Annotated in this window: 11 protein-coding genes; 8 read left to right on the top strand and 3 right to left on the bottom strand. The window is 70.0% G+C overall.

Annotated elements, in window-relative coordinates:
* The 5 genes from infB to FV242_RS11900 all read left to right on the top strand — a co-directional run.
* On the top strand, positions 1–2,057 hold a 2,057-nt coding region (gene infB, locus FV242_RS11920), incomplete at its 5' end, for a translation initiation factor IF-2 (protein ID WP_147939061.1).
* 148 nt (positions 2,058–2,205) lie between these two features.
* The gene (rbfA, locus tag FV242_RS11915; protein WP_147910546.1) at positions 2,206–2,649 is read left to right on the top strand and encodes a 30S ribosome-binding factor RbfA; all 444 of its coding nucleotides are present in this window, start codon (positions 2,206–2,208) and stop codon (positions 2,647–2,649) included.
* 54 nt (positions 2,650–2,703) lie between these two features.
* On the top strand, positions 2,704–3,735 hold the full coding sequence (truB, locus tag FV242_RS11910; protein ID WP_147939060.1) for a tRNA pseudouridine(55) synthase TruB: 1,032 nt from the start codon (positions 2,704–2,706) through the stop codon (positions 3,733–3,735).
* A 553-nt stretch (positions 3,736–4,288) separates the two neighbouring features.
* Complete coding sequence (locus FV242_RS11905) at positions 4,289–5,683, top strand: dihydrolipoyl dehydrogenase (RefSeq protein ID WP_147939059.1); 1,395 nt, start codon at positions 4,289–4,291, stop codon at positions 5,681–5,683.
* 109 nt (positions 5,684–5,792) lie between these two features.
* Entirely contained in the window at positions 5,793–8,408 is a 2,616-nt protein-coding gene (locus tag FV242_RS11900) for a histidine kinase dimerization/phosphoacceptor domain -containing protein (RefSeq protein ID WP_147939058.1), read from the top strand.
* A 28-nt stretch (positions 8,409–8,436) separates the two neighbouring features.
* Here FV242_RS11900 and gmk read toward each other — a convergent pair whose 3' ends face one another.
* The 3 genes from gmk to FV242_RS11885 all read right to left on the bottom strand — a co-directional run bounded on the left by gmk (position 8,437) and on the right by FV242_RS11885 (position 10,870).
* Positions 8,437–9,102 carry a guanylate kinase gene (gene gmk / locus FV242_RS11895; protein WP_147857433.1) on the bottom strand — a complete coding sequence of 222 codons (666 nt, stop codon included), beginning with the start codon at positions 9,100–9,102 and terminating at the stop codon, positions 8,437–8,439.
* Positions 9,103–9,151: 49 nt separating this feature from the next.
* A complete protein-coding gene (locus FV242_RS11890) occupies positions 9,152–10,015 on the bottom strand; it encodes a YicC/YloC family endoribonuclease (protein WP_147939068.1) in 864 nt (287 codons plus the stop codon).
* A 468-nt stretch (positions 10,016–10,483) separates the two neighbouring features.
* A complete protein-coding gene (locus FV242_RS11885) occupies positions 10,484–10,870 on the bottom strand; it encodes a helix-turn-helix domain-containing protein (protein WP_147939057.1) in 387 nt (128 codons plus the stop codon).
* Positions 10,871–10,909: 39 nt separating this feature from the next.
* On the opposite strand from FV242_RS11885, the gene FV242_RS36270 reads away from it, so the two are divergent.
* From FV242_RS36270 to FV242_RS11875, 3 genes are all read left to right on the top strand, one after another.
* Positions 10,910–11,191, top strand: a complete 282-nt coding sequence (locus tag FV242_RS36270; protein WP_306440305.1) for an NAD(P)-binding domain-containing protein — start codon at positions 10,910–10,912, stop codon at positions 11,189–11,191.
* Positions 11,192–11,257: 66 nt separating this feature from the next.
* The gene (locus FV242_RS36265; protein WP_306440304.1) at positions 11,258–11,722 is read left to right on the top strand and encodes an NADPH-dependent F420 reductase; all 465 of its coding nucleotides are present in this window, start codon (positions 11,258–11,260) and stop codon (positions 11,720–11,722) included.
* Between the two features lie 35 nt (positions 11,723–11,757).
* The gene (locus FV242_RS11875) at positions 11,758–12,750 is read left to right on the top strand and encodes a zinc-dependent alcohol dehydrogenase family protein (RefSeq protein WP_147939056.1); all 993 of its coding nucleotides are present in this window, start codon (positions 11,758–11,760) and stop codon (positions 12,748–12,750) included.
* Positions 12,751–12,793: the final 43 nt, after the last annotated feature.

Here is a 12,793-nt window from a genome sequence, read left to right as displayed (position 1 = left end):
CCGCCCGCCCCGCCGGCGCGACCGCCGCGGCGCGTCCCGCCGGCCGCGGTGCGCAGACCAACGAGGACGAGTCCGAGACCAAGCGGGTCATCCGCCGTCCCGGCATGCCGCTCAAGATCATCGCGCCCCCGAAGACGCCGAAGTCGCCGGGCGGTGACCGCAACCGCGGCCGCCTGACCATCGCGACGGCGACGTCCGGTGAGGACGAGCGGACCCGCTCGGTCGCCTCGTTCCGCCGCCGCCAGCAGCGCATGAGCGGCCGGGGGCAGGTCGAGCAGAAGGAGAAGCTGTCCCGCGAGGTGACGATCCCCGAGACGATCACCATCCAGGAACTCGCCAACCGCATGTCGGAGCGGGCCGTGGACGTGATCCGCCTGCTGATGAAGCAGGGTGAGATCCACAAGATCACCGACGTGATCGATTCGGACACCGCCCAGCTCATCGCCGAGGAGCTCGGCCACACCGTGCGCCGCGTCGCCGAGTCCGACGTGGAAGAGGGCCTGTCCTCCGACGAGCCGGATCTGGAGGAGGATCTCGATCCCCGTCCGCCGGTGGTCACCATCATGGGCCACGTCGATCACGGCAAGACCTCGCTGCTCGACGCGATCCGCAAGGCGAACGTGGTGGAGGGCGAGGCCGGCGGCATCACCCAGCACATCGGCGCCTATCAGGTCGCCTCGCCGTCCGGCGAGATGATCACCTTCATCGACACCCCGGGCCACGCGGCGTTCACGTCGATGCGCGCCCGCGGCGCCAAGGTCACCGACATCGTGGTGGTCGTGGTGGCGGCCGATGACGGCGTGATGCCGCAGACCATCGAGGCGATCCAGCACGCCAAGGCGGCGGGCGTCCCGATGATCATCGCGGTCAACAAGATCGACAAGCCGGACGCGAACCCCCAGCGGGTCCGCACGGAGCTGCTGCAGCACGACATCCAGGTCGAGTCGATGGGCGGCGAGACCCTGGAGTTCGAGGTTTCGGCCAAGACCGGCGACGGTCTGCCCGAGCTGCTGGAGGGCATCCAGATCCAGGCCGAGATCATGAACCTGCGCGCCAACGAGAAGCGCGACGGCGAGGGTACGGTCATCGAGGCCCAGCTCGACCGCGGCCGCGGCCCGGTGGCGACCGTGCTGGTCCAGCGCGGCACCCTGTTCACCGGCGACATCGTCGTGGCCGGCGCCGAGTGGGGCCGCGTGCGCGCCCTGGTCGACGACCTCGGCGAGAACGTGCAGTACGCCGGCCCGTCGGTGCCCGTGGAGGTCCTCGGCTTCAACGGCACCCCCGATGCCGGCGACCGCGTGACCGTGGTGCCGAGCGAAGCCCGGGCCCGCGAGGTCACCGAGTATCGCGCCCGCCAGAAGCGGGAGCGCCAGAATGCCCGCGCCAGCGGTGCCAACCGCTCGCTGGTCGACATGATGCGCGACCTCAAGGAAGGCGCCGGCCGCAAGGAGCTGCCGGTCGTCATCAAGGGCGACGTGCAGGGTTCGGTCGAGGCGATCTCGGGCGCCCTCGAGAAGCTCGGCAACGGCGAGGTCGCGGCCCGCATCCTCCTGTCGGGCGTCGGCGGCATCACCGAGTCGGACATCACCCTGGCTCAGGCGTCGAAGGCGGTGGTGATCGGCTTCAACGTGCGCGCCCTCAAGGAGGCCCGCGAGGCCGCCGAGCGGGCGGGGATCGATATCCGCTACTACAACATCATCTACGACCTCGTGGACGACATCAAAGCCACGCTGTCGGGGATGCTGCCGCCCACCCTGCGGGAGGAGCGCCTCGGCGAGGCGACCATCCAGGAGGTCTTCGAGGTCTCGAAGGTCGGCAAGGTCGCGGGTTGCCGCGTGCAGGACGGCATCGTGGAGCGTGGCGCGCATGTCCGCCTCATCCGCGACAGCGTCGTGATCCACGAGGGCAAGCTCAAGACCCTGAAGCGGTTCAAGGACGACGCGAAGGAAGTCACCTCCGGCCAGGAGTGCGGCATGGCCTTCGAGAACTTCGAGAACATGCGCGCAGGCGATGTGATCGAGTGCTACCGGGTCGAAGAGATCCGCCGCACGCTCTGAGAGCCCGGACCCGATCCGGACAGGGCGGTCGCGGCGTCAGCCGCGGCCGTCTTTTCGTTTCGCGCGTCGTTTCGCGCACCGCGCCCCTCTTGGACGTGATCCCTCTTGGACGTGAACCGGCCGCCCTGCGCCGCCGGCCCGAGACAGAATGGCCCAGAAACCAACCTCCAGCGGCCCCTCGCAGCGCCAGCAGCGCGTGGCCGAACTCGTGCGCCACGCCCTCGCGGAGGTGCTCCAGCGCGGCGACATCCAGGATCCGGTGCTCAACACGCATGTCGTGACCGTGCCGGAGGTGCGGATGTCTCCGGACCTGAAGCTCGCCACCGCCTACGTGATGCCGCTCGGCGGTGTCGACGAGGCGCCGGTGATCGCCGCCCTGGACCGCCACCGCAAGGTGCTGCGCCAGGAGGTGGCGCGCCGAGTGAACCTGAAATTCGCGCCCGAGCTGCGCTTCCTCCGCGACGAGACCTTCGACGAGGCGGCACGCATCGACAAGCTGCTCCGCGACGAGCGGGTGCAGCGCGACCTCGTCCCGGAGCGGGACGGCGACGGGCATGAGGACGACGAACCGGAGACCGGTCGGGGGCATTGATCCCCGACGGCACACGGACAGGAACGGGGCAACGACCCCGGGGGACACGAGGCTATGACCGTTTCCATCGAAGATCATCCGCCGGCCGAGCGCGCGGTACCCGGTCCCGGCACCGAGCGCCGGGGCCCGGAGGAGCGCCGCCCGCAGCGCGGGCCGCGTCCCGACCGGCCCAAGCGCCGGGACGTGTCGGGCTGGGTCATCCTCGACAAGCCCGTCGGCATGACCTCGACCCACGCCGTCGCGGTGGTGAAGCGCGCCTTCAACGCCAAGAAGGCCGGCCATGCCGGGACCCTCGATCCGCTGGCGTCGGGCATCCTGCCGATCGCCCTCGGTGAAGCGACCAAGACCGTCCCGTTCGTCATGGACGGTCGCAAGGCCTACCGGTTCACCGTGCAGTGGGGTGTCGAGACCGACACCGATGACGCCGAGGGCCGGGCCGTGGCGACCAGCGAGGCCCGCCCGGAGCGCGCCGCCGTGGAGGCGGCCTTGCCGACCTTCGTGGGGGCGATCGAGCAGGTCCCGCCGCGCTATTCCGCGATCAAGATCCAGGGCGAGCGCGCCTACGACCTGGCCCGCGAGGGCGAGATCGTGGAACTGGTGGCCCGGCCGGTGCAGATCGACCGCCTCGCGGTGGTGGAGCATGACGGCGAGCGCACCGTGATCGAGGCCGAGTGCGGCAAGGGCACCTATGTCCGTGCCCTGGCCCGCGACCTCGGCCGTATGCTCGGCTGCTACGGCCATGTCTCGGCCCTGCGCCGCACCCGCGTCGGGCCGTTCTCGGAAGCCGAATCGTGCTCCGCCGCCGGCTTGACCGAGGGCGGCCCGGAAGCCGCACTCGCGCATCTCCGGCCGGTCGAGACCGCGCTGGACGCGATCCCCGAGGTGACGGTCTCGCGCGACCTGGGCCTGCGCCTGATGCGCGGCCAGTCTGTCATCCTGCGCGGCCGCGACGCCCCCGTGGAGGGCAAGGCCTTCGCGACCTGCGGCGGCATCCTGGTCGCGGTGGGCGACGTCGAGCGCGGCGAACTGGTGCCGCACCGGGTGTTCCACCTCGGCGGCACGGCGCCGGGGCGCAACGCCGGGTAACGGCCGTCCTGCCTTCACCGACGCGGGCTGCCGGATCGACGGTTCGGGTTTTTCAGCGCAAGTCGCTCCAACCCAACGCGTTTCTCCTCCCCCTCGTGGTTTGGATGTTCACGCATCGTCGCTCACAGGGCGCGACGAACCCCCTCTTCGGTACGGAAGAGGGGACCCGCGCCGTCATCCCGGGGCGCCGCAGGCGAGCCGGGGATGACGGCGGGTGGCTTTTTCGACGGAGCCTCAAGGCGGAAAAGACTGAGCCTTCCGCCCTGAACAGCGATCAAAATCCCAACCTGTCCGACCCGGTGTCACAAGGGTAGGAGAACGCCTCGTGCCCCCGCGCGGACGACGACGTGTGACCGTCGTCATCCGCGCGGGGGCGGCGACCTGCGGCGCATTCGGAAACAGGGGGGGCGGCGGTTGCCGGCCGCATCCCAGCCGGATCTCCTTCGCACCCATCCCGTCCAAACCCGCCAGCCCTACACCTGAGGCGCGTCCGCGCAGGCGGAACGAACCGGGGCGGGCGGACTTTGGCCCCGGCAACCGGCCTGGGAATACGATGAACGAACACGCGTGCGATGTGGCGGTGATCGGGGCCGGGACCGCCGGCATCGCCGCTTATCGGGCCGCCACCGACGCCGGGGCCAGCGCCGTGCTGATCGAGCGCGGCCCGGGGGGGACGACCTGCGCCCGGGTCGGCTGCATGCCCTCGAAGCTGCTGATCGCGGCAGCCAAGGCCGCCCACGCGGCCCGGAGCGCCGATCCGTTCGGCATCCGGGTGTCCGGCGTCGCGGTGGATGGGCGCGCGGTGCTCGAACGCGTCCGTGCTGAGCGGGACCGGTTCGTCGACAGTGTTCTCGACGGTCTCGACGGGCTGCCCGAGGGCGCGCGCATCGCCGGCACCGCCCGGTTTGAGGATGGCCGCAGCCTGACGGTCGATGCCCACACGCGCATCGCCTTCAAGGCCGCCGTGATCGCCACGGGATCGAGCCCGAACATCCCGAAGCCGCTCCACGGGCTTGGCGACCGGCTTCTCACCACCGACACCCTGTTCGAGATCCCCGATCTCCCGGGCTCGCTCGCCGTGCTCGGCGCCGGCGCGGTCGGGATCGAGATCGCCCAGGCGATGACGCGCCTCGGCGTCCGGGTCACGGTGCTCGATACGGGCGACACGGTCGCCGGGCTGTCCCAGCCGGACCTCGCCCGACAGGCCGCCGCGATCTTCGGTGCGGAGCTGGACCTGCATCTCGGCGCGACGCTCGAAGCGGCGACGCGCGACGGCAACGGCGTGCGCCTCGCCTGGACAGACCAGCACGGGCACGCGCAGGTGACGCGGGCCGAGCGGGTGCTCGCCGCGACCGGCCGCGCGCCGAACCTCGACGGACTCGGGCTGGACGCCGCAGGCCTGCGCCTCGGCGACGACGGCGTGCCGGATTTCGACCGGCGCAGTCTCGTTTGTGCGGGCGCCCCGATCCTGATCGCCGGTGACGCCGATGGCTGGCGGCCTGTGCTGCACGAGGCCAGCCGCCAGGGCGGGATCGCCGGCGCCAACGCGGCGGCGCTGGCTGCGTCCTGCGCCGTGGCGAAGCCGGAACCCTGGACCAGCCTCGCCATGGTGTTCACCGATCCGCAGGTCGCGGTGGTCGGCGCGCCCTACGAGGCCGACGCCCCCGGCCGCGTGACCGGCACCGTCGAGTTCGCCGACCAGGGCCGCGCCCGGGTCGACGGCGCGAATCGCGGCGGCCTGCGGATCTGGGCCGACCGGGACGGTACGCTCCTGGGGGGCGAAATGATCGGACCCGCGGTCGAGCATCTGGCGCATCTGCTGACCCACGCGATCGCGGACGGAAAGACCGCCGCAACTGTCCTGAACCAGCCCATATACCACCCTACAGTTGAGGAGGGATTTTCGACGGCATTGTCTGAAATCACACACACGATCTGCCGGTCTTAGTCTGCGTTCAACGGCATCGTGATTCCGGTTTCATCTTGGTGTCTGAGGAAGCATTGCACTTCACTGCGCCCCCGGTCATATCAGACCGGATGAGCGGGGTGCTTTCCTGATGCCGCCGAAACAGGCCCCCCAAGGCGGCCCCGACCTGGATACGCTCGCGTCCGACGCGCTGGACCGCCTCGACGAGGGCGTTATCGGCCTCGACGCGGACGGCACGGTCGTGGTCTTCAGCGAGGGCGCGAGCACCCTCTCGGGCCTCTCGCGCGAATCAGTTCTGGGCCGCAACTATTTCCGCGAGGTGATGCCGGGCACGAACGTGCCGAGTTTCCGCGGCCGCTTCCTCTCCGGAACCCGCAGGGGCGCCCTGGACGAGAGCTTCGACTACGTGTTCGGCCGGCTGCCCCAGCCCCTGCGCGCGCGGGTCCACATGCGCCACGGCAAGGCCGCGGAGGCCGGGCCGGTCACGTGGCTGACCATCGATCCGCTGGAGAGCCTCGGCGCCGGCCTGTCCCGTGAGGCCGTCATGGCGGCGATCGGCCGGCGGGCCCGGGCCGAGCCGGTGGATGCCAGCCACTGCGAGCGCGAGCCGATCCACATCCCGGGCTCGATCCAGCCCAACGCGGTCATGATCGCGGCCGACGCCGGGACCCTCCAGGTCCTGGCCTACTCGGCCAATGTCGACGAGATCGTGGATCCCGTGGATCCGCCGCTCGCCGGCCGTCCCCTGGAGGAGGTGCTGCCCCGGGACTTCGTCGCGGCGGTCCGCGCGCGGCTTTCGGCCGGCACCCTGTCGGACGGCCTGTCCGTCCGCCGCCGGCTGACCCTGACCGGCCGCGCCGCACCCTATTACGTGGTCGCCCACGCCCATGCCGGCCGGGTGATCGTCGAGCTGGAGCTCGAGCCCGAATCCGCTGACGACTTCCCCACCGCCAGCCAGGTCGACACCGAGCTCGCGGTCGGGCGCCTGCGCGAGGCCGACACCCTGGCCGAGGCCGCCCGCATCGCCGCCCTGGAGATCCGGGCGTTCACCGGCTTCGAGGCCGTGCTGGTCTACCGGTTCGACGCGGACTGGAACGGCGAGGCGGTGGCCGAGGACAAGGTTCCGAACTGGTCGCGCAGCCTGCTCGGCCTGCGCTTCCCGGCTTCCGACATCCCCGCGCAGGCCCGCGCCCTCTACACCCGGGCCAAGAACCGTTTCGTGATCGACCGGGACAGCGTGCCGGTCGGCCTGGTCGCGGCCCCCGGCGCCGGCAACGGCCCGATCGACCTGACCTTCGCGCAGCACCGCACGCTGTCGCCGATCCACCTGGAGTATCAGCGCAACCTGGGCGTGAACGGCTCCATGTCGATCTCGATCATGGTCGAGGGCCGGCTCTGGGGCCTGATGATCGGCCATCACCGCCGCCCGCACTACGTCACGCCCGAGACGCGCTCGGCCGCTACCGTGCTCACCGACGCCTTCGCCATGCGGGTGCAGGAGATCGAATCGCGCCGGCTCTGGGAGGAGCGGCAGACCCATCTCGACGTCGAGGGCCGCCTGGTCCGCGGCCTGACCCGGTCCGACGACTTCGTGGCCGCGCTCACTGGCGGCACCACGACCCTGCTCGACCTGTTCAACGCCACCGGCGCCGGCATCGTGGCGGGCGAGCGGGTTACCCTCATCGGGCAGGCGCCGCCCCCCGCGGTGGTCGCCCGGATCGCCCGCTGGCTGCGGACCGGGCTGCAACCGGGCGAGACCGGCTACAGCAGCAGCAGCTTCACCGCGGAATACCTGGAGGCGGCCCCGTACCGGGAGATCGCCAGCGGCGTGCTCGCCGCCTTCGTGGACGAGTCGCGCGAGACCCTGCTGATCTGGTTCCGGCCCGAGGTGCCCAGCACCGTGACCTGGGGCGGCGACCCGCGCAAACCGGTGCTCGCCGGCAGCGGTCCGGTGGCCCTGCTGCCGCGTCGCTCGTTCGAGCGCTGGGTCGAGGAGCGCACCGGCTTCGCCACGGCCTGGGCCGCGTGGCAGGTCCATCTCTCCCGCTCGCTCGTCGAGGCGGTCGAGGGCGTGGTGCTGCGCCAACGCCGCAAGATCGACGAGCTGACCAGCCTGCTCGCCGAGAAGGAGCGCCTGCTCGAGCAGAAGGACCTGCTGACCCGGGAGATCGACCACCGGGTGAAGAACTCCCTGCAGATCGTCTCGGCCTTCCTGCAGATGCAGCGCCGGCAGATCGCCGACCCCGACGCCCGCCAGGCCTTCGCGGACACCTCCGCCCGGGTGATGAGCGTCGCCCGCGTGCACGACAGCCTGTACCAGGCCGAGCGCTTCGACGAGGTCGATCTCGGTCAGACCATCGAGAACCTGTGCAACGATTTGGCGGGGCTGGCCGGCGAGGGCCACGCCGTGGACCTCTCGGCCGAGCCCGGCCTGATGGTGCCCTACCGCAAGGCGGTGGCGCTCTCGCTGATCGCCACCGAACTCGTCACCAACGCCTTCAAGTACGCCGCCAACCCCGCCGGCGGCGGCCGCGTCGAGGTCAGCGTCTCGGCCTCCGGCCCCGGCGAGGTCCAGCTCCGGGTCTGCGACGACGGCTCGGGCCTGCCCGACGACTGGGCCGACGCCAAGGTGCGCGGCAGGGGCACGGGCCTCGGGATGAAGCTGATCCGGGCGATGCTCGACCAGATCAACGCCCGGCTCGACGTGGCCAACAACCCGGGCGCGTGTTTCACGATCACGGCGTGAGCGGTATCGCCACCGCCATCGCGATCCCTCAGGCGTCCGCCTCCGCCAGCAGCCCGTCGACGAACTGCGCCAGACCCGTCCGGCGCGCCCGCTTCAGCCGCTCGGCGGACAGGATGCCCTGCAGCGCCCGGAAGGCGTCCTGCAGGTCCTCGTTGACGATGACGTAGTCGTACTCGCTCCAGCGCTGGATCTCGGTCCGGGCGTTGGCCAGGCGCTTCTCGATCGTCTCGGCCGAATCCTCGGCGCGGCGCTCCAGGCGCTGGCGCAGCTCGGCCATGCTGGGCGGCAGGATGAACACCGTCACGACGTCCTGGGCCAGCTTGGCCCGGACCTGGCGGGTACCCTGGTAGTCGATGTCGAAGATCATGTCCCGGCCCGAACCCAGGACCTTCTCCACCGGCCGGCGGGGCGTGCCGTAATAGTTGCCGTGGACCTCGGCCCATTCGAGCAGGTCGTCCCGGCTGCGCAGGTCCTCGAACGCCTCCCGGTCGATGAAGTGGTAGTGCCGCCCGTCGATCTCGGAGGGGCGGCGCGACCGGGTGGTGACCGAGATCGACAGGTCGAGCGCCCAGGCCGGGTCCTGCGCGACCGCCCGCGTCAGCGTGGTCTTGCCCGCCCCCGAGGGCGATGACAGGATCAGGATCAAGCCCCGCCGCGCGATCGTGTCGGAGACGTTGTTGGCCGGTCCGCTCATCCGCGTGGCTCCGTCGCGATATCCATCCGCATCCCCCGGTCCCGAAAAGTCATTCGATGTTCTGCACTTGCTCGCGGAATTGCTCGACCACGGCCTTGAGGTCGAGGCCGATCCGCGACAGGCTGATGTCGTTGGCCTTGGCGCCCAGGGTGTTGGCCTCGCGGCCGAACTCCTGGGCCAGGAAATCCAGCCGCCGGCCGATCGCGCCGCCCGCCGCGAGCAGCTCCCGGGCGCTGGCCACGTGGGCGTGCAGCCGGTCCAGCTCCTCGCGCACATCCGCCTTGCCGGCGAGCAGCATCGCCTCCTGGTGCAGGCGGTCGGGATCGAGGCCGGCCCCGCCCAGAGCCGCGATGGAGGCCGCCAGCCGGGCCCGCACCGCCTCGGGCTTGCGCGCCGGGTTGTCCTCGGCGGCCTGGGTCAGCGCCGCGATCCGGTCGACCTGCGCGGTGACGATGTCGGCGAGCTGACGCCCTTCGGCCCGGCGGGCCTCGACCAGGTCGGCGACCACCTGGACCACGCCCTCGGCGAGGTCCCGGGCGACCGCCTCCGTCTCCGGCGACGCCGCCTCGTCGTCGCTCTCGATCACCCCGCGCACGCCGAGCAGCCCGTCCAGGGTCGCGGGCGCCACGCCATCGGGCCGCGGCACCCGGGCGACCGCCTGCGCGAGGCTCGCCAGCAGGGCTTCGTTGATCCGCACGCGGGCCGTCGTGTCCGGCTTGGTCAGCGTCAGGGTAAGCTGGCACTGCCCCCGGGACAGGGTCTTCTGCAGGGCCGCGCGCGCGGTCTCGCCGAGCCCGTCATAGCCGGCCGGCACCCGGACGCGCACGTCGAGCCCGCGCCCGTTGACGCTGCGGACCTCCCAGGCCCATTGCACCGCCCCGGTGGTGCCCGCCGCCCGGGCGAACCCGGTCATGCTCGCGATCTGGGCCAAGCCGACCCCCCGTCCTCAAGAAGATCGGGGCCTGTAGCACGGATCGCTTCGGGGGGAAGGGGCGGACGGGCAGGGGGGATGCCGGATCGGGGTTCATTTCGGACGGCCCCGAGGTTTCGGGGCTGCTGATCCGCGGCGTCCTTGCCGCGGCGCCCTCGTGCACGCAGCGCAGCGACCCGGCGATCCGTGACGGCCCGGGATCCCGCAGCCCACGTGATGACGCCGGTCGGGTGGTCCTCAGCCGAACAGTCCGGGAAGGCTGGCAGGCGGACCCTGACCCTTCCCCCTGGAGCGGACGTTCCTGCCCCAACCCAACCTGCTCGCCCGGCTTACCATGGAGGCATCCCGTAGGCAGTCATCCGTCGACCGTCCGGCAAATTCGGCTCGGGGTGGAGGTAGGACCCTGGCCCTTCGTCCTGGAGCGGACATTCCGCCCTCGAACCAAATGCATCATCCGGCGACGTCTACGGATTCGCCACCCATGGCCTCCCGGCGGGCGAAGGCCCAGTCGATCAGTGCCTCGATGGATGGCCCGAGCGCGACGCCCATCTCGCTGAGCGCATACTCAACCTTCGGCGGCACCTGGGGGTAGACCGTCCTGGTGACGATGCCGTCCTTCTCCAACTCCTTGAGCTGCTGGATCAGCATCTTCTGGTTCACGCCCTCGATCCGCTTCTCCAGCTCCGAGAACCGTAGCGGCACCTTCGCGGCGAAGAGCTGGACGATGATGACGATCTTCCACTTGCCCTCCAGCACCCGAAGGGTCTCGCTGGTCGCCGCCGCCCAAACGAGCTGCTGCTTTGGGTCTTCGCAGAACCAATCGCGCCCCTGACACATACTTACCTCCAGGTAAGCTACCCACCTTTTGGTAGGTTCTTGCTGATACTTCTAGCTACCCATATTTCCCGCTGCATCGCAACTGACGGGGTTGGGGAACAGGGCATAAAACTCGGCATCATCGGCACCGGGCACATCGGCAAGTCCCTGGCCACGAAGCTCAGCGCGGCCGGTCACGATGTGAAGGTTGCCAACTCTCGCGGTCCTGAAACCATCGGGGCCGACGTGCTGTCGTGGGGCGCCCGCGCCGTCACGGCACAGGATGCGGCCTCGAATGTCGACGTCGTCATCCTCTCCATCCCGCCGACCGGCATTCAGTAGATCGCCCCTCTGATCCGGGCGATCTCCGAGAAGACCATCGTCATCGACACCTCGAACTACTACCCGATGCGCGACGGGACAATCGACGCCATCGAGGCCAGTCAGGTCGAGAGCCTGTGGGTCTCCGAGCAACTGGGCCGGCCCCTCGTCAAGGCCTGGAACGCCATCGGTTCGAGCTCGCTGGCCGAGAAGGGTTCACCATCCGGTAAGCCGGGACGCATCGCCATTCCGATTGCGGCCGATTGCGAGGAGGATCGTCGCGTGGGCATGCGTTTGGTTGAAGATACCGGCTTCGACGCCTTCGATGCGGGGTCTCTCGCTGAATCGTGGCGCCAACAACCCGGTGCGCCGGGCTACTGCACGGATCTGACGCGCGAGGAGATGCCGGGCGCACTCGCGGCAGCCGACAGGGCCCGCCTGCCCAAGCGGCGCGACCTTGTGGTCGCGGTGGTGCAGGAGCGCGTCGGCGACGGCAAGACCAATCCGGACGCCGAGTTCGGCGTTCGCGTCGCGCGTACGATCTGCCTTTGACGCCTGACCTCGGCACTCACGAAAGGAAACGACCGATGACCCGCGTTGTCCGCTTTCACGAATACGGCTCCGCAGATGTGCTGCGCATCGAGGACATCGAGGTTCCCGGGCCTGCCGCCGATGAAGTGCAGATTGCGGTTCGAGCAATCGGCCTCAACCGTGCGGAGGTGATGTTCCGCAAGGGCGCTTACCTGCAGGAAGCGAACTTCCCCTCGCAGCTCGGCTACGAAGCAGCCGGTACGGTCAAGGCGACGGGCCGCGATGTGTCCGGGTTCGCCGAGGGCGACGCCGTCAGCGTCATCCCGACGCTCGATATGTCGCGTTGGCCCACCTATGGCGAGGTCATCAACATTCCCGTCCGCTCCGTCGTGAAGCATCCGGCCGCCCTTTCGTTCGAGAAGGCAGCCGCATCCTGGATGCAGTACGTCACCGCCTGGGGGGCTCTGATCGACCAGGCCAAACTCACCGCCAACGATTTCGTCATCGTGTCGGCCGCGTCGAGCAGCGTCGGCATCGCTGCGTTCCAGATCGCCCGCAGCGTCGGGGCGACGGTGATCGCAACCACCCGCACGAACGCCAAGGCGCAGGCGCTGATCGATGCCGGTGCGCATCACGTGATCGCCACGGACGAGGGCGACCTGGCGGCGCGCGTGAAGAACATCACCGGGGGCAAGGGGGCCCGCGTCGTGTTCGATCCAATCGGTGGCCCTGCCATCGCGCAGTTTGCCGAAGTCATGGCCGTGGGCGGCATTCTCCTGGAGTATGGCGCCCTCAGCCCGGACGAGGGGCCATTCCCGCAGTTCGCCGTGCTCGGCAAGAGCCTGATCCTGAAGGGATACCTCCACACCGAGATCGTCAGCGATGATGAGGCGCTTGCCCGTGCGAAGGCATTCATCATCGAGGGACTGGAAAGCGGCAAGCTCAATCCACTGGTGTCGCGGACCTTCCCGTTCTACCAGATCCGGGAAGCGACCCAATTCCTTGAGTCCAACGAGCAGATCGGCAAGATCGTCCTTACGCTCGATTGATTGTGAGGATGCTGGGCTCTCCAGGGTCCGGCATGACATCACC

This window comes from Methylobacterium sp. WL64, from assembly GCF_008039945.1.
Classification (GTDB): domain Bacteria; phylum Pseudomonadota; class Alphaproteobacteria; order Rhizobiales; family Beijerinckiaceae; genus Methylobacterium.
The sequence above is the reverse complement of the archived record's forward strand: the minus strand, read 5'-3'. Positions and strand labels throughout refer to the sequence as shown.

Excerpts from the sequence above, each read along its gene's own strand:
- gmk (WP_147857433.1), bottom strand. The coding sequence starts at position 9,102 with ATGAGCGGACCGGCCAACAACGTCTCCGACACGATCGCGCGGCGGGGC.
- FV242_RS11900 (WP_147939058.1), top strand. The coding sequence starts at position 5,793 with ATGCCGCCGAAACAGGCCCCCCAAGGCGGCCCCGACCTGGATACGCTC.
- FV242_RS11890 (WP_147939068.1), bottom strand. The coding sequence starts at position 10,015 with ATGACCGGGTTCGCCCGGGCGGCGGGCACCACCGGGGCGGTGCAATGG.
- FV242_RS36265 (WP_306440304.1), top strand. The coding sequence starts at position 11,258 with ATGCGCGACGGGACAATCGACGCCATCGAGGCCAGTCAGGTCGAGAGC.
- FV242_RS11885 (WP_147939057.1), bottom strand. The coding sequence starts at position 10,870 with ATGTGTCAGGGGCGCGATTGGTTCTGCGAAGACCCAAAGCAGCAGCTC.
- truB (WP_147939060.1), top strand. The coding sequence starts at position 2,704 with ATGACCGTTTCCATCGAAGATCATCCGCCGGCCGAGCGCGCGGTACCC.
- rbfA (WP_147910546.1), top strand. The coding sequence starts at position 2,206 with ATGGCCCAGAAACCAACCTCCAGCGGCCCCTCGCAGCGCCAGCAGCGC.
- FV242_RS11905 (WP_147939059.1), top strand. The coding sequence starts at position 4,289 with ATGAACGAACACGCGTGCGATGTGGCGGTGATCGGGGCCGGGACCGCC.
- FV242_RS11875 (WP_147939056.1), top strand. The coding sequence starts at position 11,758 with ATGACCCGCGTTGTCCGCTTTCACGAATACGGCTCCGCAGATGTGCTG.